The following is a 25,770-nucleotide window of genomic DNA, read 5'->3' as shown; positions in this document are numbered from 1 at the left end:
CACGAGAATTTGTGTGATCCCCGCACACCTGGGCAGACGCCGCCGTTATGAGCACCCTCCATCGGAGCACGGTAGACGAGGCCACGGAACAGAGCCCTGATGTGCGTACGGCGCCGCCGTACGTCCCCTTGTCCGCGGGACGGAGCAGAGGCGGCGGGCAGGGCTTCTCGTCGGCGCCGCGTGGTGGTGGGCGGGTGGCGGGGCTGGACGGCTTGCGGACGGTCGCGGTCGTGCTGGTGATCGTCTATCACGTGGAGCCGGACCTGGTGCCCGGCGGCTCGGTGGGCGTGGACGTGTTCTTCACGATCAGCGGATTCGTCATCACCCGGCTGCTGGTCGGCGAGTACGCACGCACCGGCGGCATCGGCCTGTGGTCGTTCTACCGGCGCCGATGGCTGCGGCTGATGCCTGCCCTGCTGGTGATGTGTGCGGTGACCGCCTTGTTGTCCGTGGCGTTCGCGCTGCCGCTGTTCCGTGGGGCGTGGGTGGCGGCGGCGCTGGCCGCGGGTTCGGTGGTCAATCTCGTGCGGGCGGGGGACGCCGGAACGTACTCGGATCTCACCGCGCCGCTCAGCCACACCTGGTCCCTGGGAGTGGAGGAGCAGTTCTATCTGGCCTGGCCGCTCCTGCTGCTCGTACTCCTGCGGCACGCGACCGCGCGGGCGGTGCTGATCTGGGTCGCCTTCCTGTGCGTCCTGCCGGTGCTCTGGCGGACCGTCCTCTGGGACCCCTCGGCCGCACACCGCATCTACAACGGCCCCGACACCCGCGCCGACCAACTCCTCATCGGCGCCCTGCTGGCCCTCGTCCTGGCCCGACTCCGCGCAGACGACCCCCGCCTGGAACTGCTGCGCCGCTGGGCGGGTCGGCTCTGCTGGCCCGCGCTCGCGCTGCTGGGACTGATCGCCTGGCAGATCCCGATCACCGAAGTGAGCGGGTGGAATCCGGCCTGGTACACCGTCGGCTTCCTCGCCGCCGCCCTGCTCACGACCTGCGTCGTGGCCGCGCTCGCACTGTGCCAACAGTCATGGCCCACCCGCCTGTTGTCGCTGTCCGTTCCGGTCTGGATCGGACGCAACCTCAGCTACGGGATGTACCTGTGGCACTACCCCGTCATCCGGCTGCTCTCCAACCTCGGTGTGCACGGCGACCAGTTGCTCCCCGCCGGCCTCACGGCGACGCTCGCCGCGGCCCTCGCTTCGTACGCCCTCGTCGAACGGCCCCTGCTACGACGCCAGCGCGTCCGCGTGCGCCGACTGGAGCCGGTTGCCGCCGCGAAACGTGCGCCTGCCCTGTGACGCGGGCGAACTCCCGTTGCTCGTACGGCGTCCGCCGGAGCTACACCGTGTCGGCCGCCGCGGCACTCGGCGCCTGCGTCCCCGCGCTGCCGAAGCGGATGCCCTTGGCCTCCTTGCCGACCGCGCTCAGCACGATCACCAGGACCAGGGCGGGCGTCACGGTCCACGCCATCGCCGCCGGATAACCGTGCCGCTCGGCGAGGGCCTCCTGGATCGGCAGGTTGAGGGCGGCGATCAGGTTGCCCAGCTGGTACGTGACGCCGGGGTAGAAGCCCCGGATCTTGTCCGGGCTCATCTCGGTCAGGTGGGCGGGGATGACGCCCCAGGCTCCCTGGACGCAGAGCTGCATCAGGAAGGAAGAGAGCATCAGCCGGCCCACCGCGGTGGACAGGACAAAGAAAGGCACCACGACCAGGCCGGCGGCCGCCGCGATCATGATCGTGCGACGGCGTCCCAGCCGCTCGGAGTAGGCGCCGAGCACCATGCCGCCGATGATGGCGCCGATGTTGTAGACCACGGCGATGGCGATCGCGGTGTCCGGGGACAGACCCAGGCCCTTCTTGACGAAGGTGGGGTAGATGTCCTGGGTGCCGTGCGACATCCAGTTGAAGGCGGTCATCAGCGCCACGAGGTACACGAAGCGCCGCAGTACCGCCGGGTTCTTGAACACCTGGTACGCGGGAGTGCGGTTGAGTCGGACGCTCTTCTCCCACACCTCGCTCTCCTCCACCCGGGTGCGCACCCACAACGCGACCAGGGCGGGTACGAGGCTGAAGGCGAACAACCCGCGCCAGCCGAAGGCCGGTTCGATCCCGAAGAACGCCACCGCGGCGAGCAGATACCCCAGCGAGTAACCGCTCTGCAGCAGGCCCGACCAGAAACCGCGCCTCTCCGCGGGGATCTTCTCCATGGCGAGCGCCGCGCCCAGGCCCCACTCTCCGCACATTCCGATGCCGTACAGCAGGCGCAGCACCAGCAACACCGTGTAGTTCGGGGCGAAGGCGCAGGCGAATCCGACGACCGAGTAGAAGGCCACGTCGACCATGAGCGGGGTACGGCGGCCTTTGCGATCGGCCCACCTCCCTCGGTCCGCAGGTCAGGCTAGGTCGGAGCGATGCAGCGGGCAACGCATGCACCGGCAAAACACCCGCCACAATTAGCCAAAGCGAACGCCTGGTTCGCCCAACTCACAGTGAACCGCCCCGGGACAGAGGCACGTTGGCCTGTCCCGGAGCGGTTCACTGCGGCGCCGCGCGCCAACGAGGCACCCTACGAGGTCAGTTGCCGCGCAGTTCGCTCACGAAACTGTGCTCACCCGCACCGAGGCCCGCGACCGTGACCGTGCCGTCGACCACGCTCACGTCACGGCTCGACGCCCGCCGCCCGTCCCAGAGCGTCCGTCGACCGGAGCTCACCCGAAGCCCCTGCGCGTCACCGGGCAGGGCGACCGAACCTTGGGTGTGCCTGGGCACGCGGACGGTGAGCCGGAAGACGCGTGCACTGTTCTCCCACTCGACGCCCAACGGGCCGTGCGGCGTGGGCAGTTGACCCGTCGCCCAGTCGACACCGCCGGGCTGCGGGCGCACCTCCCAGGTCGCATACCCGGCCGAGGTCGGCCGGGCACCCAACAGATGGTTGGTCAGGGCCGGCAGGACGCCGGTGGACCAGCCGTGGGCCATGCTGGTGTAGGCGTCCTCGTACAAGGACCCACCCGGCCCGATGCCTTCCCAGTGGGTGATGCCCGGGTCGTTCTTGTCCATCCAGCCGTACATACGGCGGATCTGGTCGAGCGCGGATTCGGCCTGCCCGGTCAGGAAGCGGGCCTCGATCTCCGGATAGGAGGTGAAGGCGTAGACCCGCTGGGAGGCCTGGTCGAAGAGGGTGTCGTTGTCCATGAACGCGTTTCCGTACGGCCGTTTCGTCGTCGCGTCGAGATGGGCGAGCGCCGAGGTGGCGCGGTCGGCGCTCGCGATGCCGGTGACGACGGCGAGGGAGTTGCCGTCCTGGGCGTGTCGTACCGCGCCCGTCGAGGAGTCCAGGTAGGCACCCGTGTCGGCGTCCCACAGCAGGGAGTTGACGGCCTGGGCAACGTTGTCGGCCCGCGTGCTCCAGCGCGTGGCGTCGGCCTTCTGACCCAACAGGCGGGCCAACTCGGCGGCGTTCTGGAGGGCTTGGACGTAGAGGGCGTTGTAGTAGGTGACGCGGCCAGTGCGGCCCAGGAACGCGTAGTCGCCGTATCCGCCGGTGCCGTTGAGGCCCTTGCTGAGCAGGCCGGCGTCGTCCGTGACGCTGGGGAACCAGGTGTCCAGGACCTTCACCAGGGTCGGGTAGTAGCGGGTCGCGTACTGCTGGTCCCCGGTGTAGAGGACGTAGTCCCAGCTGCAAGTGACCCAGTACAGCGGATAGTCGAAGAGGGGCAGGGTGTAGTTGCCGATGGAGGCGGGCGGGATCCAGCCGTCGGCGCGCTGGTGGTCGGCGAGGTCGGCCAGGACGTTGCGGGCCGCAGCTGCGGCGTCGTCGTGGGTCAGGTACAGGGTGCGCGCGGAGACGGCGAGGTCGCCGACGTACGGGTCGCGGTCGCGCTTGGCACCGTCCTGGAGGACCAACTTCCCTTCCAGCGTGGCGCTCCAGGCGTTGCGGGGATCGACGTCGTCCTGGCGGAAGGTGTCGGTGACCAGTTCGTTGGTGTATGCGGCGCCGTACCAGTAACGATTCAACTCGTCGTCGGAGCACAGGAACCAGCCGCGGTAGGTGCTCGGTGTACCCAGATAGGCGGTGAACTGCAGCGCCACGGAGTCGATTTCCACCGTCCCCCAGGGCTGCGCGGCGGGGCTGTCCGAGGCGAGCGCGTCGAGGCTGATCTTGACGTAGCGGAATCCGTGGAGGCCGTCCGCGAACACCTTGTCGCCGGCCTGGAAGCCTTTGTGGTCGGTCCAGTTGGCGCCCTTCGCGGGTACGGCGAACTGGTCCGTGCCCTGTCCGGCGCCGCCCGCCTGGTCGGAGCGGGTGAAGTCCGAGCGGTCGGTGAGGAATTGGCGGGTCTCGGAGAACGCCACGCGCACGCCCGGGGAGTTGGCGGAGGCGGAGGTGAACCGGATCTGCGGATATCCGACCACGACCTTGCCGAAGTCCACCGTGACACTCGGCACGGGGATCGGCTCGACCGGTGCGGGCCAGACCTCGTTGATCCGGGTGAAGTTGCCGTGCGAGGTGTCCTGCGCATGGGTCACCGTGATGCGTACGCGATCGGTGCTGACCTGCTCCGCGAACGGCACGGCCTTCTGCACCGCGTCGTTGCCCGTGACCGTCGCGGCGGTGTGCCAGTCGCCCTCGCGCCACACGTCGACGGTGTAGTCGGTCGGCACGCCGTCGCTGTTGGAGATCACGGTGATGCCCTGCAGGGGCGCGACCTGCGGCGCGGTGATGGTGAGGACGTCGGGGAACACCCCCAGCGTGTCGTCGTTCCAGAAGGTGTCCGGGTTTCCGTCGATCGCGTTGGTGGCGACGTAGGTGCGCGGCTGACCGTCGTTGCCGTTGTTGCCCGCGTGGGCCGACGAGGCCTCCGCCGTGGTGCCGGCGGGCCAGGCGGGTGCCGCCGCGGGCTGCGGCCGCCGCAGGACGGATCTGGCGCCGCCCGGCTTGAGCAGCGCGTCGGGGTTCTTCACGTCTCCGGTCGTGGCGACGATCCGCACCGGCCGGACCGTGCGCGAGGACGGCCCCTGGACGTACCGGTGCCATCCGCCGGCGTGCCGTGACGGGCTGCCGGTGAGGGAAGCGGAGGCTTCCTCGGCGGGGAGCGCCTCCGCCGAGGGAAGTCCGGTGGAGAGGGACACCGCGGTGAGCCCGACGGTGCCGGCTGCTGCCAGAGCTGTGCGACGGGAAATGCCCTTGTCCGGTGTGCTGTTCGACGCCATACCGTCCCCTTGAGCGACAATGGATTGAATCGTTTCACTCGGCAGCTGCGTGGTGACGCTATCTCGAACACGGGACAGCCGTACAGCGTTGGGACAGAAGTAATCGGGACACCGGTGGCCGGTTTGCCGAGTGACGAGAAGGCACTGGAGCGGCCACGCGACGGCCCCGTCCCGGCGACAGGGCGATCAAACAGGACACTGATCGGTCGCTGACAGAATCTTCATACGGGGACGGCAAGTTGACGCCATGTCCTCCTTCACCTCTCCACTCCCTCGCGGCATCACGGGTCCCGTCCTGACCGTCGTCGCGGCGGGTGCCACCCTCGTGCTGCTCACCTCCTGCGGCGACGGCGGGAGCGGCACCCGCGATGAAGGTGTCGCGTCCCTCGCCACCCCCTCCGCGAGCGCCGGAAGAACCGCGGACCCGGACGCCGGACACGTTCGGATCCGGCTCGACGACAACCAGCAGGACATCAACAGACTCTGGGACGCCTGGTCGCACTGTCTCCGGGAACACGGTGTGCCGGCGGACCGGAAACCCGCGGCCGACAGCCCCGCGCTCAAGGCGTGCGCGTCGATATACCCGCTCCAGCCGGTGGAGATGGACCCGGCGGAGAATCCGCGCTACAGCGACGGGGTGCGGGCGATGGTGAGGTGCATGAACAGCCACGGGATCAAGAGCGTTGTCTCCGAGGGGAATTGGGCCATGGTCAGCGGAGACAGCATGAACCTGCCCAACTACGACAAGTACAGGGTCGAATGCCAGGTCAAGTCCTTCAGTAACACCGGCTGACCGACGCGGAAGCCACTCACGAGCGACCCCCGTCGAGCCCGCGTGACGCGCGGACCGTACGACTTTGGTCGCTCACGTATGCGACGAACGGATGCTGTACGCGCGGGCGGAGGTGTCTACCGTTGGCGCGTGAACGCGAAGACGATGGCCCTCGATTTCCGGATGCACCTGGGCACGGTACGGATGTGGCCCCGGCGGCGGATCGTCGGCGAGACGGTGCTGGCCGTCGTCCTGGCCCTGGTCGCGGCCGCGACCCTGACGGGCGACGGCGCGCTGCGGATGACCGCGGCGGCGGTGGTCACCGCGGTGCTCTCTCCGCTGCGGCGGTTGTTCCCGGCGAGCATCCTGGTGGTCACCGGCGCTCTCGCCGGTCTGTTCGGTGGTTTCGGGGTCGTGCTGATGGTCGTGAGCTGGTCGGCGGGGGCGCGGATCGATGCGCCACGGCGGGCCCTCGCGCTGTTCACGGGCACGTTCGTCGTCTACATGGGGCTGTCCGTCCACCACCCGACGCAGCCGTTGTCGGTCGCGCAGACACTGGTGTTCAGCACACTCGCGTTCCTGGCGACGACGGTCGTACCCGGCCTCGCCAGCCGCAACCGCACTCAACGCCGCACGCTCCTGCACGCGTTGCACGAGCACAACGCCCAACTGCTGCGCGAACGCGAGATGATCGCGTCCCACGCGCGCCTGCGGGAACGGCAGCGCATCGCGCAGGACATGCACGACAGCCTCGGCCACCAACTGGCGCTGATCGCCGTCCACACGGGCGCGCTCGAGGTGGACCGCGACCTGACGGCAGGGCAGCGTGAGGTGGTCGGCGTGCTGCGGGACGCGTCCGTGGCCGCGATGCACGAACTGCGTGAGGCCGTCGGCATCCTGCGAGACGGCACGCCTGAGCAAGTCCCCGCGCGCGAGGGCGACTTGGAGCTCGCGACCCGGGGTGTGGCGGGGATAGACGGCCTGGTGGACGCCTCGCGGGGCGCGCGGGCGGACGTAGCGCTGCGGCGTACGGGCCAGGTCCGGCCGCTGGCTCCCGCCGCCGACCACGCGGCGTTCCGGATCGTGCAGGAGGCGCTGACCAACGCCCTGAAGCACGCGCAGGGTGCCTCGATCGCCGTCGAACTGCGCTACGAGCCGGACTCCTTGGTCGTCGAGGTCGCCAACGGGCCGGTATCCGCGCCGACTTCCGCCGCACGACGGCCCGTGGTGAGTGGCGGGCAGGGACTGACGGGGCTTCAGGAACGGGCCCGCCTGGTCGGCGGCATGGTGCATGCGGGGCCCGCGACCGACGGGGGGTTCCGGGTCGCGGGCGTACTCCCCTACGGTCCCCGCTCGCCTCGTACGTCGGAGGGCGGCGGGTGGCGAGCGGACGCGAAGCCGGTCGAGGCGACCTTCGTCGATGCGGCGAACGACTTCCGGGGGCAGAGCGAAGGGGTGGTGCCCGGCGACGGTGGTGCGGACATCGACTGGTCCGGTCCGCCGGACAGGCAGAAGGAGTTCGACATCGCCATGGGACGGAAGAAGAAGGGCATCATGATCGGATGCGGCGGCGCGCTGCTGGCCTTCGTGGTTCTCGGGGTGCTTGCCGTCGTGCTGGTCGTCAACCTCGTGAAAGAGGAGTCCCACAACCTCATGCTGAAGCCGTCGGTCTACAACTCGGTGAAGGTCGGAGACACGGAGACGGCCGTACGGGACAAGCTGCCGCACGGCAAGTCGTTCGTGGCCGGGGCCCTGGACGACAAGGGGCCCGCCGTACCGCGGGGAGCGACCTGCTCGTCCTACCTCTCGACGGGGGACTGGCCCGAAAAAGGGGATAGGGTGCCCGCCTACCGCCTCTGCTTCAAGGACGGCAGACTGATCGAGAAGCGGGCCTTCATGGCCAAGTCGTAGTCACGGACCGTCAGTTGTCCTCGCCGCACGTCTTGCAGGAGAGTTGTGATCAGAGTCCTCGTCGCGGATGACGAACCGCTCATCCGGGCGGGCATCAGGATGATCCTCACCTCCGCCGACGACATCGACGTCGTGGCGGAGGCGGCCAACGGCCGCGAGGCGGTCGACCTGGTCCGCGCCCACGCCGTGGACGTGGCCCTGCTCGACATCCAGATGCCGGTGCTGGACGGGCTGTCCGCCCTGGCCGAACTGCGGCGAGCGGCGCCGACCGTACGTCCGCTGATCCTGACGACGTTCGGCGAGCGGGAGAACGTACTGCGTGCGCTGAGTCAGGGAGGCGCCGGGTTCCTGCTGAAGGACTCGGCGCCGGCCGAACTGATCCAGGCGGTACGGGCGGCCGCGGCCGGGGACGCGTATCTGTCGCCCGGTGCCACGCGGCACGTGGTCGACACGCTGGCCTCGGGGCAGGCCGCGGCGCGCGGCGAGGAAGCGCGCCGGCGCCTGAAGACGCTGAGCACCCGGGAACTCGAGGTGCTCGCGCTGCTCGGTGAGGGGCTGTCGAACGCCGACGCGGGCGAGCGGATCCATGTGAGCGAGGCGACGGTGAAGACGTACGTCAGCCGGATCCTGACGAAGCTGCGCTGCGAGAACCGGGTGCAGGCGGCGCTGTTGGCGCGGGACGCGGGGTTGGGACCGAGCTGACCTGTCGGCGGGTCGGACGCCGAACTGCTCCATGAGGGAGAAGAGGTTGGCCACACCCCCGCGCTCGGCAGTCCACCCCATGACTTTAGTGCTCAAGTAAATGAGGAGCGTGAGACTGCCGACGCGACGAGTGAGACAGCCTGGATCAGCCGCGCTCAGCGCACCGGCGAGTCGATACGTTGCAGGATGCGCTCGGCGTCCAGGCCGAGTCGGCGCAGGCGCTCGCCGGACAGGTTGTCCACCACGAGGTGCCGTACGTGGGCCACATGGGCGGGCGCGGCGGATTCCAGCTTCCTCATGCCGTCGGGCAGGAGGATGGCGTTGGTGAAGCGCCCGTCGCTCGGGTCCGGTTCGCGCCGGACGTAGCCGCGGCTCTCCAGTCGTTTCACCAAGTGTGACAGCCGGGACAGCGAAGAATTGGTGTGCTCGGCCAGTGCGCTCATGCGCAGGGTCCGCTCGGGAGCCTCGGCCAGCATGGCGAGGCTCATGTACTCGACCATGCTCAGGTCCGCGTCCCGCTGCAGCTGGGCGTCGACGGCCCAGGGAAGCCTGGCGGTCAGGCGGACCAACGACATCCACGAGGCCAGTTCGGCCTGCGTGAGCCACAAGTCGGCGTGCTCGTCGACCTGCTGGGACTTGTCGGGGATGGTCATTTCGCGAGGGTACCAGCCCGGTCCGCCGCGACCAGAGGGGTGGCCGCGCCGACGGGCAGGCACCGCCGACCGATCCCGCATGACTTGAACGTTCACGTGAATCCGGCATATCGTGGACGTTGAACATTAAACCTTTCAGGGATCTCGGCGTGAACAGGGAGCACACCATGAGCACACTGCTGACACCCACGGTGGACGTACGGCGGGCCGGTGACCGGCTCACGAGCAGGTTGTCGTGGCTCGACTCCAAGCACTCGTTCTCCCTCGGCACACACCGGCCGGACCCCACCAACACGCACCACGGTCTACTGCTGGTCAACAACGAGGACACGGTGCAGCCGGGCACAGGCTTCGAGACCCACCCGCACCAGGACATGGAGATCGTCACCTGGGTTCTTCAGGGCTCCCTGGTCCACCAGGACTCCAGCGGCCACTCCGGCGTGATCTACCCGGGCCTGGCCCAGCGGATGAGCGCCGGCACCGGCATCCTCCACTCGGAGAAGAACGACTCCTACCGGTCGCCCGGCGAGGACCCCACCGACCCGGTGCACTTCGTCCAGATGTGGGTCCTGCCCGACGAGGCCGGGGTGACTCCGGGCTACGAACAGCTGGAGATCGACGGGGAGTTGCTGGCCGGCGGGCTGGTCACGGTGGCGTCCGGCATGGACCGGCACAAAGACGCGAGCGCCATCCGGATCCAGAACCGGCACGCCGCGCTGTACGCCGCACGGCTGCGCCCCGGGCAGCACGTGACCCTGCCCGAAGCGCCGTACGTGCACCTGTTCGTCGCCCGCGGCTCGGTGGACCTGGAGGGCGCCGGCGCGCTCGGCGAGGGCGACGCCGCACGATTCACCGCCACGGGCGGACACAAGGTCAGCGCCGTCGAGCCTGCGGAGATCCTCGTCTGGGAGATGCACGCGACCTTCGCGATGTGATCCAAACAAAATGCACACTTGTGCATTTATTCTCAGCTGTATAACTTGACCGCATGCAGCTCGAACCGATCCAGGACTCCGGCACCCAGGACAGAAGGGTCCGGCGCTCCCGCTCAGCCCTGATGGCGGCGGCCGTGCGTCTCGTGTCCGAGCGCGGCACCACGGACATCGCGGTCACCGATCTCGCCGAGGCGGCGGACGTCAGCCGCCGCCTCGTCTACCTGCAGTTCGGGGACCGCGACACCCTCCTGACGGAGGCCGCGATCGACCTGGTGCGACGGGAGCTGCTGCCCCAGGCCGGCGACGCCTCCGAGGGAGCGGCGGCGATGGCACGGCACTTCGCGGAACACCGCGCCTTCTATCGCCCGATGCTGACCGGATCGTGCGCCTTCGCGATGACCAGAACGCTCAACACACTCTTCAGCTCCCTCAACAGGACCTCCCTCCGAGAGCTGTTCGGCGATCTGGACCAGGGCACGGCGGACGACCTCTCCGAGTTCGTCGCGGGCGGCGCGGCGACGCTCGTCCACAACTGGGTGATCGACGGCCCGGACACCCTCGATCCCGAGGAACTGACGAACCGGCTGCTCCGCCTGGCCTCCGCCCTCACCTTCAGCCGCCGAGCCACCACGGACGGAGACCGCGCCCGATGAACCTCAGCAGTCACCTCATCCAGCGCCTGCTCCACCTGCCCCCGCCCGCGACCAGGCACCTGACCGTCGAGAACGATCTCCGGGTACCGATGCGCGACGGCACCGTCCTCCTGGCCGACCGCTGGACCCCCGCATCCGGCTCGGCGAACCTGCCGACCGCGCTCGTCCGTATCCCGTACGGCAGGACGGGCATGATCGCCGCACAGGTGGCCAGGCCGCTGGCCGAGCGGGGATTCCAGGTGCTGATCCAGAGCACCCGCGGCACCTTCGGCTCAGGCGGTGTCTTCGACCCCCTGCGCCGCGAACGCGAGGACGGTCTGGACACCCTGGAGTGGCTCGTCGAACAGTCCTGGTGCGGCGAGGCGATCGTGCTCTACGGCGGCAGCTACCTCGGGTTCGCCCAGTGGTCGATGGCGGGCCAACTGCCGCCGCAAGTAAAGGCATTGATCCCGTCGGTCTCCGAGTCCGCCTTCACGCTCGAGTTCCTCCGCAAGGAATCGTTCTCCCTGGAGGCGACCTTCGGCTGGGGCCTCCAGGTCGCGGGCCAGGAACGCCGGGGAGCGATGCTCCACCAGGCGCTGCGGATCCGAAAGGAACGGCGTGCCTGGTACACGTTGCCGCTGAACGAGGCGGACATCGCCGCCGTCGGCCGCCGCTCCGACTACTTCCGGAACACCCTCGACCACGACGCCGAATCCCCCTTCTGGTCCGCGCTCGACCACAGCTCCCGGGTCGCCGACCTCACCGTCCCGGTCAGTACGGTCGGCGGCTGGTACGACATCTTCCTGCCCGGCCAACTCCGCGACTACCAGGCACTGCAGGGGGCGGGACGCGACGCCAGGCTCACGGTCGGCCCGTGGGCGCACATCTCCATGGGCGTCGGCGCGACGGCGACCGCCGAGGCCCTCGACTTCGGCCTGGCCCACGCCCGCGGCGAAAAGCCCTCGTCACGCGCTCCGGTGCGCCTGTTCGTCATGGGCGAGGAGACCTGGCGCGACTTCCCGTCCTGGCCCCCGCCGGGCTACAACTCGCAGCGCCTCCACCTCCACCCCGCCGGCGCCCTGTCCGCCGACCCGCCGCCCGAGTCCGCCCCGGACACCTACCACTACGACCCGGCCGACCCCACCCCTGCGGTCGGCGGCGTCCGCATGGCCGTCGGCGTCAAGTCGGGCCGCGTCGACAACACCGCGCTGGAAGCCCGCCCGGACGTCCTCACCTACACCACCACAGCGCTCGATCAGGACACCGAGGTCGTCGGCGAGGTCAGCGCCGACATCTGGTTCCGCTCCAGCCTGCCGTACGCCGATGTGTTCGTCCGGCTCTGCGACGTGGACGAGAACGGCCGCTCGACCAATGTGTGCGACGGCCTGGTCGGCCTGTCCGACGCCGACGCGACGACGTGCGCGACCGTCCAACTGTGGCCCACCGCCTACCGGTTCAAGCGCGGTCACCGCATCCGCGTCCAGGTCTCCAGCGGCGCTTTCCCCCGCTACAACCGCAACCTCGGCACCGGTGAACCAAGAGCGACCGCCACCACCCTCCGCGCCGCCGACCAGCAAGTACTCCACACACCCACACACCCCTCGGCGATCGTCCTGCCGCTCCGGCGGGTGACCTGACACCACGGCGGTGCGGGATTCCCCTTACGACCTCAGGCCGATGTGACGCGAGGGACAGGAGGCTTCAATGGCGCACATGCCTCCCGAGTTGCAGCGCCTGCGCGCCGACCACGCCCCGGCGGTGCTGGCCTTCGAGTTGGCGAACCGCGCCTACTTCGCCGCCTCGATCTCCGACCGCGGCGACGACTACTTCGACCAATTCACCGAACGGTACGACGCGTTGCTGGCCGAGCAGGAAGCCGGCATCTGCGCCTTCTATCTGCTCGTCGCCGAGGACGGCTCGGTGCTCGGCCGGTTCAACCTCTTCGACATCGTCGAGGGACAGACCGCGGACCTCGGCTACCGAGTGGCCCAGCACGTGGCCGGGCACGGCGTGGCGACCGCGACCGTCGAGGAACTGTGCCGGCTGGCGGCGACCCAACACGGACTGCGCACCCTCAGAGCGGCCACCTCCCACCAGAACATCGCGTCCCAAAAGGTGCTGGCCAAGGCCGGGTTCACCCCGGTCGGCCCCGCCCTTCCGACCGACCTCGGCGGCAAGCAGGGCACCTGGTACCAGCGCGACCTAGGGGCCGCCGTGCTCACCCCAGCAGAGCAAGAAGCGGCGCCGCAGGCAACGGATATCGCGTGTGCCCGTACGGACCCGTGACGACGGTCGCCGTCAGCAGCGAATTGAGCACCGCCTCCTCTACGGCGTCCAGCACGGCGCCGAAGAGGGGATCGAGCCCGGCATCGGGCACGACCGTAGGCCCGGCGGGTGTGCCCAAGGGGCGGGTGCCGAACGCGAGGCCGTAGTCGCCGCTGCCGTGGCTGTAGCCGGCGCCGACGCGGGCCAGTGCGTAGACGGCGCGGCGGGCGAGCCGGGTCAACTGGCGGGCGTCCAGGGGTGCGTCGGTGGCGACGACGATCATGCAGGAGCCGGCCTCCGGGCCGAGGCCGGGTTCCTCCGCGGGGACGCCTACGTCGGCGGGGGCGATCGTACGGCCCAAGACCCGCAACGTACCGGCGAAGTTGGCCTGCACCAGCACCCCGAGCGTCACCTCCTGGCCCGCGAGCGGCAGCCGCCGCGAGGAGGTGCCGATGCCGGCCTTGAAGCCGAGCGCGGTCATCCCGGTGCCCGCGCCGACCGATCCCTCGGCGACCGGCTCGGCGGACGCGGTCCCGAGTGCGGCGCGGACGTGTTCCTCCCGCACGGGCCGGGAGCGGATGTCGGAGAGGAGGCCGTCATTGCACTCCCCCACCACCGGATTCAGGCTCCGTGCGTCCGCTCCCTCGGGCTGCTCCAGGATCCAGCCGACGAGGGCGTCCGCGACGCGGAAGGCGGACAGGGTCGAGGTGAGCAGCACGGGTGTCTCGAGCGCGCCGAGTTCGGTGATCTGCGTGGTGCCGAGGAGTTTGCCGTAGCCGTTGCCCGTGAACACCCCGGCCGGCAGCGGGCTCGCGGGGCCCACGCCGTCGGGCACGATCGCGGTGACACCGCTGTGCACGCGCGGCGGTCGGATCAGCGTGGTGTGCCCGACACGGATGCCGGGCACGTCCGTGATCGCGTTGTACGTTCCCGTGGGCAACTCACCGATGCCGAGCCCGAGTTCACGGGCTCGGCGGGGCACGATGGTGCGGGACGGATCCGGCATGGAATGCGGGTGCATGGCCAGACCCTAACGACACCACCGGCCGGGCCGGACGGTCTGTCAGCCGGCGGCGAGGAGCTGCAGCGTGTCGATCACCCGGTTGGAGAAGCCCCACTCGTTGTCGTACCAAGCGACGACCTTCACGTGGCGGCCGTCGACACGGGTGAGGGCGGAGTCGAAGATCGACGAGGCCGGGTTGCCGGTGATGTCGGAGGAGACGAGCGCGTCCTCGGAGTATTCGAGGATGCCCGCGAGGGGTCCCTCGGCCGCGGTGCGGTAGGCCGCCAGCACGTCCTCGCGGGTCACGTCGCGGGCGACGGTGGTGTTGAGCTCGACGATCGAGCCCACCGGCACGGGCACGCGGATCGAGTCGCCCGACAGCTTGCCGTCGAGGTTCGGCAGGACATGGCCGATCGCCTTGGCGGCACCCGTCGTGGTCGGCACGATGTTGACCCCGGCGGCCCTGGCACGGCGGGCGTCCCGGTGCGGGCCGTCCTGCAGGTTCTGCTCCTGCGTGTAGGCGTGCACCGTGGTCATGAAGCCGTGCTCGATACCGGCGAGTTGGTCGAGCACCGCGGCGAGGGGTGCCAGCGCGTTGGTCGTGCAGGAGGCGTTCGACACGATCGTGTGCGTGGCCGGGTCGTAGGCGTCGTTGTTGACCCCGAACGCGAGCGTGACGTCGGCGCCGTCCGAGGGCGCGCTGACGAGCACCTTCCGCGCACCCGCGTCGAGGTGGGCGCGGGCGGCCTTGGCGGACGTGAAACGGCCCGTGGCCTCGAGCACGAGGTCGACGCCCAGCTCGGCCCAGGGCAGGTCCGCCGGTTCGCGCTCGGCGAGCACCTTGATGCGCCGGCCGTCGACGACAAGGGTGTCCCCGTCGACGGACACCGGGCGCCCGAGGCGGCCGGCCGTCGAGTCGAAGGCGAGCAGGCGTGCCAGGGTGGCGGGCTCCGTCAGGTCGTTGACGGCGACGACCTCGAGGTCGCTGTCGCGTTCGAGCAGGGCGCGCAGCACATTGCGTCCGATGCGGCCGAATCCGTTGATGGCAATGCGAGTCATGAGTATGTGTCCCTTCGGTTCCCCACCAGGCTCGCGCGCGGGAATCGTCGGTGACAGTGGCGCGATCGCCATGGTTCAAAAGGATCTCGCCACAGGGCGCCGAGGGCGCGGCTACTCCCCCTGGGCGAAGGTGCGCCGGTATTCGCTCGGCGTCGTACCGAGAAGACGGTGGAAGTGCAGCCGGAGATTCGCGCCGGTGCCGAGACCGACGTCGGCGGCGATCTGTTCGACGCTGCGCTCGGACCGTTCGAGCAGTTCGCGGGCCATGTCGATGCGGGCGCGCATCACCCACTGCATCGGCGTGTACCCGGTCTCGTCGACGAAGCGCCGCGAGAACGTGCGCGGTGAGACCGCCGCCTGCCGGGCCAGCGTCTCCAGGGTGAGAGGCTCGCCGAGCCGGTGCAACGCCCACTCCCGAGTGGCGGCGAACCGTTCACCGAGCGGCTCGGGCACACTGCGCGGCACGTACTGTGCCTGACCGCCGCTGCGGTAGGGCGCCGCGACCAGGCGCCGGGCCGCGTGGTTGGACGCGGCCACACCGAGGTCCCCGCGCAGGATGTGCAGGCACAGGTCGATCCCGGAAGCGGCACCCGCCGACGTCAGCACGCTCCCCTCATCGACGAAGAGAACGTTCTCGTCGACCTGGACATGCGGGTACTTCGCCGCGAGCGCCCGCGTGTAGTGCCAGTGCGTCGTCGCGCGCTTGCCGTCGAGCAGACCGGTGGCGGCGAGCGCGAAGGCTCCCGTCGAGATCGCGGCGAGCCGCGCGCCCCGGTCGTGCGCGGCGATCAACGCGTCGAGGACTCCCTGCGGCGGGTCCTCACGGTCCGGGAACCGATAGCCCGGGAGGAAGACGATGTCGGCCCAGACCAGCGCGTCGAGGCCGTCGGCGACGTGGTACGACAGCCCGTCGCCCCCGGTCACCAACCCGGGCGCCGCACCGCACAACCGCACCTCGTACGGCATGCTCGCCCGCGTCGTGAACACCTGCGCGGGGATACCGACGTCGAGCGGCTTGGCGCCTTCGAGTACGAGGACGGCGACACGACGGAGGCGGGCGGCTGACACGGGAACAGCCTACGCAGAGGTACGGCCTCCCCGATCACTCAAGGACTCGGCGCAGGTCAGACCTTCCAGGACCGCAACTGGTCGGCGACGGCGAGGACCCCGACGCGGGTGTCACGGATCTTGCGGACAAGATCGGAAAGGGCGCCGTAGGGCGGATCGATCCCTTCACCGGACTGCCCCATGTACTGGGCGGCGACGAACGCGGCGTACAGGCTGTTGCGGTGCGGCAGCGGCTCCAGGCGCACGATGGTGTGCATCAGGGCAGCCGCCCGCCAGGCCGCGTCCGGATCGGCCGCGGCGAGCGTCGGCAGCTTGGTCTTGTGGCGTGCTACGGCGGCCACGAGCGCGGAGTAGTCCGAGACCGACATGTCCTCGTCGGAAAGGGCGGCCTCCTGGACGTCGAGCAGCCAGGAGACGTCGATGTACAGGTGCATCAGGCGGCCGCGGCCCCGTCACGCTCGGAAGGCGGCACCTCGTCGGGGAAGGCGTCGTCGAACTCACCGCGCAGCCGCTCGGCCCACGCGGACGCACCGGCGACGAACTGACCGCGCTGCATCTCACGCACACCGAGGTCGTGCAGGTACTGCTTGAGGCTCTTCCCCTCGGCCGCGGCGGCCGCGCGCACTCCGTCGAGTTCCTCTTCTGTGAAGGACACATTCAGCGATGGCATACAAGGATGGTACCTAGTTGGTGCCGTGGGTGCGAGAGGCCTTCGGTATACGCGGGAAACAACGGGTTCGCCTATCGAGCAGACGCCTCCTAAGCTGCCGAGATGATCTCGCGCGATTACCTCTTCGAAAAGTTCTCCCTGGACGGCCTGGTCGCCGTGGTGACGGGTGGCAGTTCCGGCATCGGTCGGGCTGTTGCCGGGTCTCTCGCGCGGGCGGGGGCGAGCGTGGTCGTAGTGGCACGCAAGGAGCAGGAACTGGCCGCCACGGTCGACGAGTTGGTGGCGGACGGATGTCGGGCGGCCTGGGTGAGCGGCGACTTGGGAACCCGGGACGGGGTGCGGGCAGCGGCGGAGGCAGCCGTGGAAGCGTTCGGGGAACCGGACATCCTCGTCAACAGCGCCGGGATCAACCTGCGCCCGCCGATGGGCGAGTTGAGCGAGGAGGTGTGGGACACCACGATGGCGCTGAACCTGGAGGCGCCCTACCTCCTGGGCCAGCGCTTCGGCCCCGGCATGGCCGAGCGGGGCTTCGGACGGATCATCCACATCACCTCCCAACAGGCACACCGGGCCTTCGTGCAGAGCGGCGCCTACGGGGTGTCCAAGGGAGCGTTGGAGTCACTGGCCCGTTCACAGGCCGAGGCGTGGTCGCCGTACGGCGTCACCTGCAACACGCTGGTGCCGGGTTTCGTGATGACACCGCTCAATACGCGCCTGTCGTCCGACCCGGAGAAGGTGGCGGCGCTGGCCGCGCGCACACTTGTCGGGCGCAACGGCCTGGCCGAGGACTTCGCGGGTGCGGCGGTGTTCCTGGCCGGCCGCGCTTCGGCTTATGTCACCGGGCAGTCGGTGTTTGTCGACGGCGGGTTCTCCGTGCACTGAAGCCTGTTGAGAGAATCGGACCCATGGCTGAAGCACCCGACGTCGCGACTGCCTGGAGTTGGCTCCTGGAGCGCAGACCCGGCACACGGGGGGCCATGAACGACTCCCTACTCACCGTCGCCGAGGCCGCGCACGCCGAGCCGCGCCTGCGCGAGCTGTATCCGTTCCCTACACACGGGACCCTGCACTTCCTGCTCGTCGCCCCACCGCCATGGCCGGAATCGGACGGCGAGCAGCTGCCGTTCATCGTCTGCGGTGACCCCCCGTACAAGGTCTACACGTCCGGATACGCCAGCCTCCTCGGCGAGGCCGGGACACCCGCGGAAGCCGCCAGACTCGTGGCGAACAATCTGCCTCCGAAATAGGGCGCTTCGTCCTCGCGCCACCCCGCGCCCGCCCCCCTCGGCCGGATCGACCACCCGGTCACGTCGCGGCCTCGGCGTCCTTGCCGGGTACGGCACTGTGCCGTGCTGCTCGGAGTCGTAGCGCCTCATGGCGCAGCGCCTCCACCGTCGCCGTCACCTCGGGGGCACGGTCGCGGATCGTGACGGCGACGACGGCCCGGCCGAGCCAGGCGGGGTCGTCGACCTGGACGGTGCGGACGCCGTGGGGGACGGCTGCGGCGGCGATTTCGGGGAGTACGGCAATGCCGAGGCCGGCGGCGACAAGGCCCAGGCGGGTGGGCCATTCGCGGGCGGCGTGGGCGACCCGGGGGTGGTCGAGGGTCGGCCAGGCGCCGAACTGGGGGTCGTCGCGGAGGCCCTTGCCGATGATCCAGGCCTCGTCCCGGAGTTCGGTCACCGGGATCGTGCCGCGGCCGGCGAAACGGTGGTTCGCGGGTACGGCGAGCAAGAGGCGGCCGTCCAGGAGGAGTTCGCGGGACAGGCCCTCGAAGTCGTAGGCGGGCAGGTCTGGTCCCACGCCGATGACCGCGATGTCGATGCGGTGGGCGCGGAGTTGGCGGAGTTGGGTGGGCGAGGACGCCTCGCCCAACTCGACGATCAGGCCCGGGTGTTCGTCGCGGAGGCGGGCCAGCGCTCTGGGGACGAGCACGGCGGTGGCCGCCGGGAACGCGGCGACGACGACTCGTCCGGTGAGGTGGTCGTGCAGCCCCGCGAGGTCCGCGCCGACGGCGTCGATCTCGTTGATGACCGCCGCGGCCCGCCGGGCGAGCACCATGCCCGCCGGGGAGGGGGCGACCCCGCGGGCACCCCGGACGAACAGCGGCGCACCTGCGGCGGCTTCCATCGCCGCCACCTGACGGGACACCGCCGACTGCGTGTATCCGAGCGCGTCGGCCGCGGCGGTGAACGATCCGGTGTCGACCACGGCCTGGACGACGCGCAGGCCGGTAAGGGTGAAGTCGGCCATGCCGTCATCCTGACACATTCCCGGAACGCATGTCTCCTGTGCGAGATCATCGCTGGTGGAATGCCTCGCCGCGCGGCACGGTGGAGTGGCGACAGCAAGTCGTCCATCCACAGGGAGCACTGATCATGGCGAAGACATGGTTCATCACAGGCAGTTCGAGAGGGTTCGGCCGCGAGTGGGCACAGGCCGCGCTGGAACGCGGAGATCACGTCGCGGCGACGGCCCGGGACGTCAGCCTGCTGACGCCGCTGGTCGAGCGGTACGGGGACGCCGTACTGCCGATTCCGCTCGACGTGACCGACCGTTCGGCGGTGTTCGCGGCGGTGCAGCGTGCCCATGCGCATTTCGGTTCACTGGACATCGCCGTCAACAATGCGGGCTACGGGCATTTCGGCATGGTCGAGGAGTTGGACGAGGCCGAACTCCGGGCGCAGCTGGAGACGAACTTCTTCGGCGCGGTGTGGGTCACCCAGGCCGTACTGCCGTTCATGCGGGCCCAACGATCGGGCAGGATCCTCCAGGTGACCAGCGAGGGCGGCGTACGCGCGTTCCCCGGCATCGGTGCGTACCACGCCTCCAAGTGGGCTCTTGAGGGACTGTCGGAATCCCTGGCCCAAGAGGTGGCGGCCTTCGACATCCACATCACCAACGTCGAGCCCGGCCCCTACGCCACCGACTGGCTGGACCGCGGTGCACGACACAGTGAGCCGCACCCGGACTACGCCGAGGTCCGCGCCATCACTGCACCGGATTTCGAGGTCGGCGACCCGCACGCGACCCGCGAGGCGATCCTCCGGATCGTCGACGCGGACAAGCCTCCGCTGCGGATCCTCCTCGGCAAGTCCTTCACCGACGTCGCCGCGCTCTACGAGGAGCGGCTGAGCACCTGGCGCCAGTGGCAGCCGGTCTCCCTGGCAGCCTTCGGCTGAGCGGCGACACCGCCCGGTGCACTGCCATCGTCACGGGAACGCGCCGCGTGAGGTCATCCCGGCGAGTGCTGTGAACGGCGTCGACGGTAGGCCGCGGCGTTGGCGCGTCCGCCGCAGGTCTGCTTGTCGCACCAGCGGCGGCTCCCGGAGCGGGAGTGGTCGACGAACAGCCGGGTGCACTGCGAGTCCGCGCACGACCGGATACGCCGGTGGTCAGGGCCGCCCAGCAGGACACACGCCTGGTGGGCGACGGTCGCCAGCACCTGCTCGACGGTGCCGTGCCACACCGCGCGGCCCAACTCCTCGAGCACCGGCGTGACTTGCTTACCGGCCGCCGTCCTGCTGATCAACCGCAGGTCCCCGGCGCGGGGCGGCCGCTCCAGCGGATCCGCGGACGCCGTGCGGTAAATGGCCTCGCGCAGCTCCCGCATCCGCTCGACATCGGCGGCACCGACACGCCCGGCCACGTCTCCGAGCCCCGCCTGCTCGATCCACGCGGACAGGTCCTGCGGACCGGCCAGCAGCTCAATGGGATAGGTACTGCGCCAAGTCAGCGTGGCGGCCAGGTCCAAGGCCAAGTGACCACTGACGAAAGTGAACTCCACCCAGGCAGTGTCGCCCATCCCGGCATACATCGACAAGATCGTGGAATCAGACCCTTGACCGATGACGCTCGCGAAAGTCCGGGGTCGGCTCCGCCTCCCCTTATGGCCCCCTGATGACGGGCAGGACTCCGATGGCCGCAACCATCGCAACCCCCTTCACATCCGCCCCCGTCGCCGCGCCCCTGGCCTGCTACCTCGGCGTGGCGATACCGGCGCGCCTGGCCGACGAGGGAGCGCGCGTCGCGCTGGTTCTGCTGGCCCTGGCACGCGAACACAGTGCGAGTCTCGGCGGCCTCCTGGTCGCCGCGTTGATGGTGCCGCACGTGGTCGCGGCTCCCGTGGCCGGTGTTCTCGCCGACCGGGTCCGCCACCGCAGGCTCTTTCACGGTCTGGGCCTGGCCGCCTACGGCACCGGCCTGGCCGCGACCGCGTGGGCGTTGGGCCGACTGCCCACGCCCTTCGTCCTGTTCCTGGTCCTCGCGGCCGGCTGCTGCGCTCCCCTGGTCACCGGCGGTCTCACCAGCCTGCTCGCCGAACTCCTCCCCGAGCGGGCCCTCACCCGCGCTTTCAGCATCGACTCCACCACCTACAACCTGGCGGGCATCCTCGGCCCCGCCCTGGCGGCGACTCTGGCCACCACGATCGGACCGGGCGCGGCACTCTTCACCCTCGGCGCGGCCGCGCTCACCGGTGCCTGCGCCGTGGCCCTGCTGCGGCTGCCCACCCGCCCTCGCTCCAAGCACCGTGCGACCGCCGCGCTACGGCCCGCCGTCCTCGCGGCCGGTGCTCGGGAGATCGCGCACAACTCACCGCTGCGGTCCGTGACTTGGGCCAGCAGCATCGGTCAGATCGGCATCGGAGCCCTGCCCGTCATCACCGCCCTGCTGGCCACCGAACGCCACGCCGGCTGGGCGGCGGGCGGCCTGATGACCGCCTTCGCCGCCGGCGCGATGGCGGGGTCCCTCACCTACGCCGTCAGACCGTGGAGCCGCACCCGGCCCGAACGCGTGGTACTGCTGTGCCTGCCCCTCACCGCACTCCCCCTGGCCCTGGCCGCCTGTGTGCCCGGGATGGCACCGACCACGGCGCTGTTCGCCCTCGCGGGCTGGGCGACCGGCCCGCTGTTCAGCGCCCTGCTCATCGCGCGCGAACGGTATGCCCCCCAGCCGTTGCGCACCCAGATCTTCACCCTGGGCGCCGGTCTGAAGAGCACGGCGGCCGCGGCCGGAGCAGCCGGGATCGGTGCCCTGGGCGGACTGGGAGCCGCACCCCTCCTGGGACTGGCAGCCTCCGCCCAGATCGTGGCGGCAGGCATCGGCGCCGTCCTGCTGACGCACTCCGGGCGAAGGCATCCAGCACAACAGCACGAGGAGCCGCACGGGAGCCCCCGCTAAACGACCTCCCGCACCCGCGGAAAGTGGCAGGCCGCCCCATCCCCGTCGAGCACCGGCACCTCCCGACCGCACCGCTCGCGGTCTCCCTCCCCCAGCTGTGCCTGGAGAGGGCAGCGTCCCCGGAACCGGCAGCCGTCGTAGCGTCGTGTCGGGCTCGGTGGGTCCCCGGCGAGCAGGATGCGCGCGCTCTGGCGTTGCCGTTCGCGGACCGGATCCGGAAGGGGTACGGCGGAGAGGAGGGCCTGGGTGTAGGGGTGCCGGGGGCGCTCGAAGACCTCGTCGACCGGGCCGGCCTCGACCGTGCGCCCGAGGTAGACGACGCTCACGCGGTCGGCGATGTTCCGTACGACGGACAGGTCGTGGGAGACGAAGAGATAGGCGAGCCCCAGCTCCTCCTTGAGGCGTTGCAGCAGCTTGAGCACTCCGGCCTGGACCGAGACGTCCAGCGCCGAGACCGGTTCGTCGAGGACGAGCAGTTCGGGTTCCACCGACAGGGCGCGGGCGATGCCGATGCGCTGGCGCTGTCCGCCGGAGAACTCGTGCGGGAAGCGCTCCGCGTGTGCCGGGTCCAGGCCTACCTGGGTGAGGAGTTCGGGCACGCGGCGGCCGATCGTCACCCGGTCGGCGCCCTGGGTGCGCAGCGGTTCGGCGACGATGTCGCCCACGGGCATGCGCGGGTCGAGGGAGGCCATCGGGTCCTGGAAGACGATCTGGACGCGGCGGCGCAGAGCCTTGGTCTCCGTCGCGCTGAGCCCGCCGAGTCGCTGCCCGAACAGCTCGATCGTGCCGCCCTCGGGCCGGGCCAGTTCGAGGAGTTCGAAGAGCGTCGTCGACTTCCCGGACCCCGATTCACCGACGAGAGCAAGGGCCTCGCCGCGCCGGATGTCGAGGTCGACGCCGTCCACGGCGTACACGGTGCCGATCCGGCGCTTGAAGGCCGTGCCCTTGAGGACGGGGAAGGTCCTGGTGAGCCCGCGCACCTTCAACACCTGTTCCCCGACCGGTGGTTGGGGTGCGCGTGGGGCGTCGATCCGGGGTACGGCCGCCAACAGCTGTTTCGTGTACGGCTCTTGAGGGCGGGTGAAGACATCGACGGCCGTGCCCGACTCGACGACCCTCCCCTCGTGCATCACGGCCACCCGGTCGGCCGCCCCGGCGATCACACCGAGGTCGTGGCTGACGAGCAGCATCGCGGCCCCGGTCTCACGCTGGGCGGTGCGCAGGACGTCGAGCACCTGGGCCTGGATGGTGACGTCGAGGGCGGTGGTGGGCTCGTCGGCGAGGATGACGTCGGGGTCGTTGGCCATCGCCATGGCGATCATCGCGCGCTGGCGCATCCCGCCGGAGAACTCGTGCGGGAACGCCCTTGCCCGCAGGGCGGGTTCGGGTATCCCTACGAGGTCCAGCAGCTCGACAGCCCGTTCCAGGGCCTGTTCGCGGGAGACGTCCTGGTGGGCGCGTACGGCCTCGGCGACCTGGTCGCCGATCCGGTAGACGGGCGTGAACGCGGACAGCGGGTCCTGGAACACCATGGAGACCCGGCTGCCGCGAATCCGCGTGAGCTGCTTGTCCGAGGCACCCACGAGTTCCTGGCCGTCGAGCCGTACGGACCCTCTCACGACCGCGTTGCCCGGGAGCAGCCCGAGGACCGCGAGCGCGGTCGCGGACTTGCCGGAGCCCGACTCGCCGACCAGGCCGAGGACTTCACCCCGTTCGAGGGTGAGGCCGACCCCTCGCACGGCGGGCCGACCGCCGAAGTCGACGTCCAGATCGGTGACTTGGAGCAGCGGGCTCACCGGGAGGCTCCTTTCGCGGTGGGGTCCAGCGCGTCCCGCAGCCCGTCGCCCACCAGGTTCACCGCCAGCACGAACACGACCAGCAGTCCGGCCGCGAAGAAGAACATCCAGGGGTACGTCACGGCCGCACCCGTCCCGTCGGCGATCAGTGTGCCCAGCGACACGTCGGGCGGCTGCACTCCGAAGCCGAAGTACGACAGGGCGGTCTCGCTCATCACGGCGCCGCCGACCTGGATGGTCGCGTCGATGATGAGGAAGGAGGCGATGTTCGGCAGCACGTGCCGCCAGATGATCCGGAACGGGCCGACGCCCATGTACCGCGCGGCGCGCACGAATTCACGTTCCTTCAGGGAGAGGGTCATGGACCGCACGACCCGGGCGGTGATCATCCAGGCGAAGAGCCCGAGCAGTCCGACGAGGGCGAACCAGCCGCTGGAGTTCAGCCGGGGCGAGACGATCGCGATGATCAGGAAGGACGGGAAGACCAGCAGCAGATCGACGAAGAACATGAGCAGCCGGTCGGTCCACCCGCCGAAGTATCCGGCGCAGGCCCCGACGAGCGAGGCGAGCCCGGTCGACAGCACGGCGACGAGCAGCCCGATGATCAGCGACTTCTGCAGTCCGCGCGCGGTCTGCGCGAACACGTCCTGACCGATCCGGTTCGTCCCCCACCAGTGGTCGGCGTCGGGGGCGGCCCGCAGCGCGGTGTAGTCGATGTGGCTGTACGACCACGGGGTGACGTACGGCCCGACGAAGGCCAGCAGGAAGAGCAGCACCAGGACGACGGCTCCGGCGAGGGCGGTGCGGTTGCGCAGGAAGCGGCGCAGGACGACGGTGGCGCGGCCCGCGGGCGGAGCGGCGACGGGTGCCTCTTCTGCGATGACGGTCGTGGTCATGACGCCTGCCGGATACGTGGGTCGAGGGCCGCGTGCAGGATGTCCGCGAGGAAGCCGGAGCACAGCACGGTGACGGCGGCGAAGAGGTTCACGGCGACGACCGAGTTCACGTCGTTCTTGCCGATCGACGCCACGAACCACTCCCCCATGCCGTGCCAGCCGAAGATCGTCTCCGTGAAGGTGGCGCCGGTGAACAGCGCGAGGAAGCCGTACGAGAAGTAGGTCGACATGGGGATGAGCGCCGTACGCAGTCCGTGCTTGAGGAGGACCGTGCGCTGGGCGAGGCCCTTGGCCCGCGCGGTGCGCAGATAGTCCGAGCCGAGGACGTCGAGCATCGTGTTGCGCTGGTAGCGGCTGTAGCTCGCGACGGCGAAGAGGGCGACGGAGAGGGTGGGCAGCAGCAGGTGCACTGCCCGGTCCTCGACGACGGTCCAGAAGCCGCCGGTCAGGCCGGGGCTCTTCTCTCCCGTGAACTGGATCAGGTCCGTGCCGGTGGTCTGGTTGAACCAGATCGCGCCGGTCTTGAGGAGAATCGCCAGCAGGAACACAGGAGTCGAGAGCAGCGCGAACGAGGCGAGGGTGACGGCCCGGTCGCTGAACCGGTACTGCCGTACGGCCGTCCAGGCCCCGACGAGCACGCCCGCGACCGTGCCGAACACTGTCCCGGTGAGCAGCAGCCGCAGGCTGACCCCGAGTCGGCGGCCGAACTCGGCGTTGACGGAGGTGCCGTCGATGGTCTGCCCGAGGTCGCCGCGTACCGCGTGCCCGAACCAGCGCAGGAAGCGATGCGGGAGCGGGGTGCGGTCGTTGACGCCGATCTCGTCGAGATGGTGGTTCACCGAGGCCACGGGTATGGGCGGCTGCCGGCCGGCGTAGTACTCGCGCGGGTCGAGCGCGAGCGACGCCAGCAGGTAGGAGAGGCAGACGGCGGCCAGGAGCAACAGGGCGTAGTAGCCGAGTCGTTTGGCCAGGTAGGCAGGCACAGGAGAAATGGTCCAGGCCTCTTGTTGCC

At 70.0% G+C, this 25,770-nt stretch carries 24 protein-coding genes and 1 pseudogene; 12 read left to right on the top strand and 13 right to left on the bottom strand.

Going from position 1 to position 25,770, the window contains the following annotated elements:
* The first annotated feature begins 47 nt into the window (after positions 1-47).
* The gene (locus OO70_RS02485) at positions 48-1,298 is read left to right on the top strand and encodes an acyltransferase family protein (protein WP_078651201.1); all 1,251 of its coding nucleotides are present in this window, start codon (positions 48-50) and stop codon (positions 1,296-1,298) included.
* Between the two features lie 40 nt (positions 1,299-1,338).
* Here OO70_RS02485 and OO70_RS02480 read toward each other — a convergent pair.
* Positions 1,339-2,370, bottom strand: a pseudogene (locus tag OO70_RS02480) (MFS transporter); the annotation flags it as partial.
* 205 nt (positions 2,371-2,575) lie between these two features.
* A complete protein-coding gene (locus OO70_RS02475) occupies positions 2,576-5,212 on the bottom strand; it encodes an alpha-L-rhamnosidase-related protein (protein WP_043662979.1) in 2,637 nt (878 codons plus the stop codon).
* A 247-nt stretch (positions 5,213-5,459) separates the two neighbouring features.
* Between OO70_RS02475 and OO70_RS51055 the strand changes: the two genes are divergently transcribed.
* The 3 genes from OO70_RS51055 to OO70_RS02460 all read left to right on the top strand — a co-directional run bounded on the left by OO70_RS51055 (position 5,460) and on the right by OO70_RS02460 (position 8,597).
* Complete coding sequence (locus OO70_RS51055) at positions 5,460-6,005, top strand: hypothetical protein (RefSeq protein WP_051740506.1); 546 nt, start codon at positions 5,460-5,462, stop codon at positions 6,003-6,005.
* 129 nt (positions 6,006-6,134) lie between these two features.
* Positions 6,135-7,895, top strand: coding sequence for a sensor histidine kinase (locus tag OO70_RS02465; RefSeq protein WP_324604827.1), 1,761 nt, complete (start codon positions 6,135-6,137; stop codon positions 7,893-7,895).
* Between the two features lie 45 nt (positions 7,896-7,940).
* Positions 7,941-8,597 carry a response regulator transcription factor gene (locus OO70_RS02460; RefSeq protein WP_043662976.1) on the top strand — a complete coding sequence of 219 codons (657 nt, stop codon included), beginning with the start codon at positions 7,941-7,943 and terminating at the stop codon, positions 8,595-8,597.
* Positions 8,598-8,752: 155 nt separating this feature from the next.
* On the opposite strand, the gene OO70_RS02455 is transcribed toward OO70_RS02460, so the two are convergent.
* Positions 8,753-9,250, bottom strand: a complete 498-nt coding sequence (locus OO70_RS02455) for a MarR family winged helix-turn-helix transcriptional regulator (RefSeq protein ID WP_051740504.1) — start codon at positions 9,248-9,250, stop codon at positions 8,753-8,755.
* Between the two features lie 167 nt (positions 9,251-9,417).
* Here OO70_RS02455 and OO70_RS02450 point away from each other — a divergent pair, with 167 nt between their 5' ends.
* From OO70_RS02450 to OO70_RS02435, 4 genes are all read left to right on the top strand, one after another.
* Entirely contained in the window at positions 9,418-10,185 is a 768-nt protein-coding gene (locus OO70_RS02450; RefSeq protein ID WP_043662973.1) for a pirin family protein, read from the top strand.
* Between the two features lie 53 nt (positions 10,186-10,238).
* Positions 10,239-10,838: a TetR/AcrR family transcriptional regulator gene (locus OO70_RS02445; protein ID WP_043662971.1), complete on the top strand. Its 600-nt coding sequence runs from the start codon at positions 10,239-10,241 to the stop codon at positions 10,836-10,838.
* Positions 10,835-12,457, top strand: coding sequence for a CocE/NonD family hydrolase (locus OO70_RS02440; RefSeq protein WP_043662970.1), 1,623 nt, complete (start codon positions 10,835-10,837; stop codon positions 12,455-12,457). Before OO70_RS02445 ends, OO70_RS02440 begins: the two co-directional genes overlap by 4 nt.
* A gap of 67 nt (positions 12,458-12,524) precedes the next feature.
* Entirely contained in the window at positions 12,525-13,106 is a 582-nt protein-coding gene (locus OO70_RS02435) for a GNAT family N-acetyltransferase (RefSeq protein WP_234336667.1), read from the top strand.
* On the opposite strand, the gene OO70_RS02430 is transcribed toward OO70_RS02435, so the two are convergent.
* The 5 genes from OO70_RS02430 to OO70_RS02410 form a co-directional block, all read right to left on the bottom strand.
* Positions 13,039-14,106 carry a P1 family peptidase gene (locus OO70_RS02430; protein WP_051740501.1) on the bottom strand — a complete coding sequence of 356 codons (1,068 nt, stop codon included), beginning with the start codon at positions 14,104-14,106 and terminating at the stop codon, positions 13,039-13,041. The two genes, OO70_RS02435 and OO70_RS02430, sit on opposite strands and share 68 nt — an antisense overlap.
* Positions 14,107-14,148: 42 nt before the next feature.
* Positions 14,149-15,147 carry a type I glyceraldehyde-3-phosphate dehydrogenase gene (gene gap, locus OO70_RS02425; protein ID WP_043662967.1) on the bottom strand — a complete coding sequence of 333 codons (999 nt, stop codon included), beginning with the start codon at positions 15,145-15,147 and terminating at the stop codon, positions 14,149-14,151.
* A gap of 111 nt (positions 15,148-15,258) precedes the next feature.
* Positions 15,259-16,215, bottom strand: a complete 957-nt coding sequence (locus tag OO70_RS02420; protein WP_043662965.1) for a GlxA family transcriptional regulator — start codon at positions 16,213-16,215, stop codon at positions 15,259-15,261.
* 56 nt (positions 16,216-16,271) lie between these two features.
* Positions 16,272-16,649: a hypothetical protein gene (locus OO70_RS02415; protein ID WP_043662963.1), complete on the bottom strand. Its 378-nt coding sequence runs from the start codon at positions 16,647-16,649 to the stop codon at positions 16,272-16,274.
* Positions 16,649-16,885, bottom strand: coding sequence for a hypothetical protein (locus OO70_RS02410; RefSeq protein ID WP_043662961.1), 237 nt, complete (start codon positions 16,883-16,885; stop codon positions 16,649-16,651). Before OO70_RS02410 ends, OO70_RS02415 begins: the two co-directional genes overlap by 1 nt.
* Before the next feature lie 102 nt (positions 16,886-16,987).
* Here OO70_RS02410 and OO70_RS02405 point away from each other — a divergent pair, with 102 nt between their 5' ends.
* Positions 16,988-17,767 carry an SDR family NAD(P)-dependent oxidoreductase gene (locus tag OO70_RS02405; RefSeq protein ID WP_043662960.1) on the top strand — a complete coding sequence of 260 codons (780 nt, stop codon included), beginning with the start codon at positions 16,988-16,990 and terminating at the stop codon, positions 17,765-17,767.
* Between the two features lie 23 nt (positions 17,768-17,790).
* The gene (locus OO70_RS02400) at positions 17,791-18,132 is read left to right on the top strand and encodes a DUF6193 family natural product biosynthesis protein (RefSeq protein ID WP_043662958.1); all 342 of its coding nucleotides are present in this window, start codon (positions 17,791-17,793) and stop codon (positions 18,130-18,132) included.
* A 58-nt stretch (positions 18,133-18,190) separates the two neighbouring features.
* Here OO70_RS02400 and OO70_RS02395 read toward each other — a convergent pair whose 3' ends face one another.
* A complete protein-coding gene (locus OO70_RS02395) occupies positions 18,191-19,138 on the bottom strand; it encodes a LysR family transcriptional regulator (protein WP_051740499.1) in 948 nt (315 codons plus the stop codon).
* A 125-nt stretch (positions 19,139-19,263) separates the two neighbouring features.
* Between OO70_RS02395 and OO70_RS02390 the strand changes: the two genes are divergently transcribed.
* Positions 19,264-20,067: an SDR family NAD(P)-dependent oxidoreductase gene (locus tag OO70_RS02390; RefSeq protein WP_043662956.1), complete on the top strand. Its 804-nt coding sequence runs from the start codon at positions 19,264-19,266 to the stop codon at positions 20,065-20,067.
* A 53-nt stretch (positions 20,068-20,120) separates the two neighbouring features.
* Here OO70_RS02390 and OO70_RS02385 read toward each other — a convergent pair whose 3' ends face one another.
* Positions 20,121-20,672: a CGNR zinc finger domain-containing protein gene (locus tag OO70_RS02385; RefSeq protein ID WP_043663613.1), complete on the bottom strand. Its 552-nt coding sequence runs from the start codon at positions 20,670-20,672 to the stop codon at positions 20,121-20,123.
* A 131-nt stretch (positions 20,673-20,803) separates the two neighbouring features.
* Here OO70_RS02385 and OO70_RS02380 point away from each other — a divergent pair, with 131 nt between their 5' ends.
* On the top strand, positions 20,804-22,066 hold the full coding sequence (locus tag OO70_RS02380) for an MFS transporter (RefSeq protein WP_051740497.1): 1,263 nt from the start codon (positions 20,804-20,806) through the stop codon (positions 22,064-22,066).
* Here the strand turns inward: OO70_RS02380 and OO70_RS02375 are convergent.
* The 3 genes from OO70_RS02375 to OO70_RS02365 are packed head-to-tail and all read right to left on the bottom strand — an operon-like array spanning position 22,063 to position 25,741.
* Positions 22,063-23,862 (bottom strand): ABC transporter ATP-binding protein, encoded by a 1,800-nt coding sequence (locus OO70_RS02375; RefSeq protein ID WP_043662955.1) that lies wholly within the window; start codon positions 23,860-23,862, stop codon positions 22,063-22,065. The two genes, OO70_RS02380 and OO70_RS02375, sit on opposite strands and share 4 nt — an antisense overlap.
* The gene (locus OO70_RS02370) at positions 23,859-24,758 is read right to left on the bottom strand and encodes an ABC transporter permease (protein WP_043662953.1); all 900 of its coding nucleotides are present in this window, start codon (positions 24,756-24,758) and stop codon (positions 23,859-23,861) included. Before OO70_RS02370 ends, OO70_RS02375 begins: the two co-directional genes overlap by 4 nt.
* On the bottom strand, positions 24,755-25,741 hold the full coding sequence (locus tag OO70_RS02365) for an ABC transporter permease (RefSeq protein WP_043662952.1): 987 nt from the start codon (positions 25,739-25,741) through the stop codon (positions 24,755-24,757). The genes OO70_RS02370 and OO70_RS02365 overlap by 4 nt, the downstream gene beginning before the upstream one ends.
* Positions 25,742-25,770: the final 29 nt, after the last annotated feature.

This window comes from Streptomyces xylophagus, from assembly GCF_000716435.1.
GTDB classification, from domain to species: Bacteria; Actinomycetota; Actinomycetes; order Streptomycetales; family Streptomycetaceae; genus Streptomyces; species Streptomyces xylophagus.
Note: the sequence above shows the minus strand (reverse complement) of the source record. Positions and strands in the feature narration are given on the sequence as shown.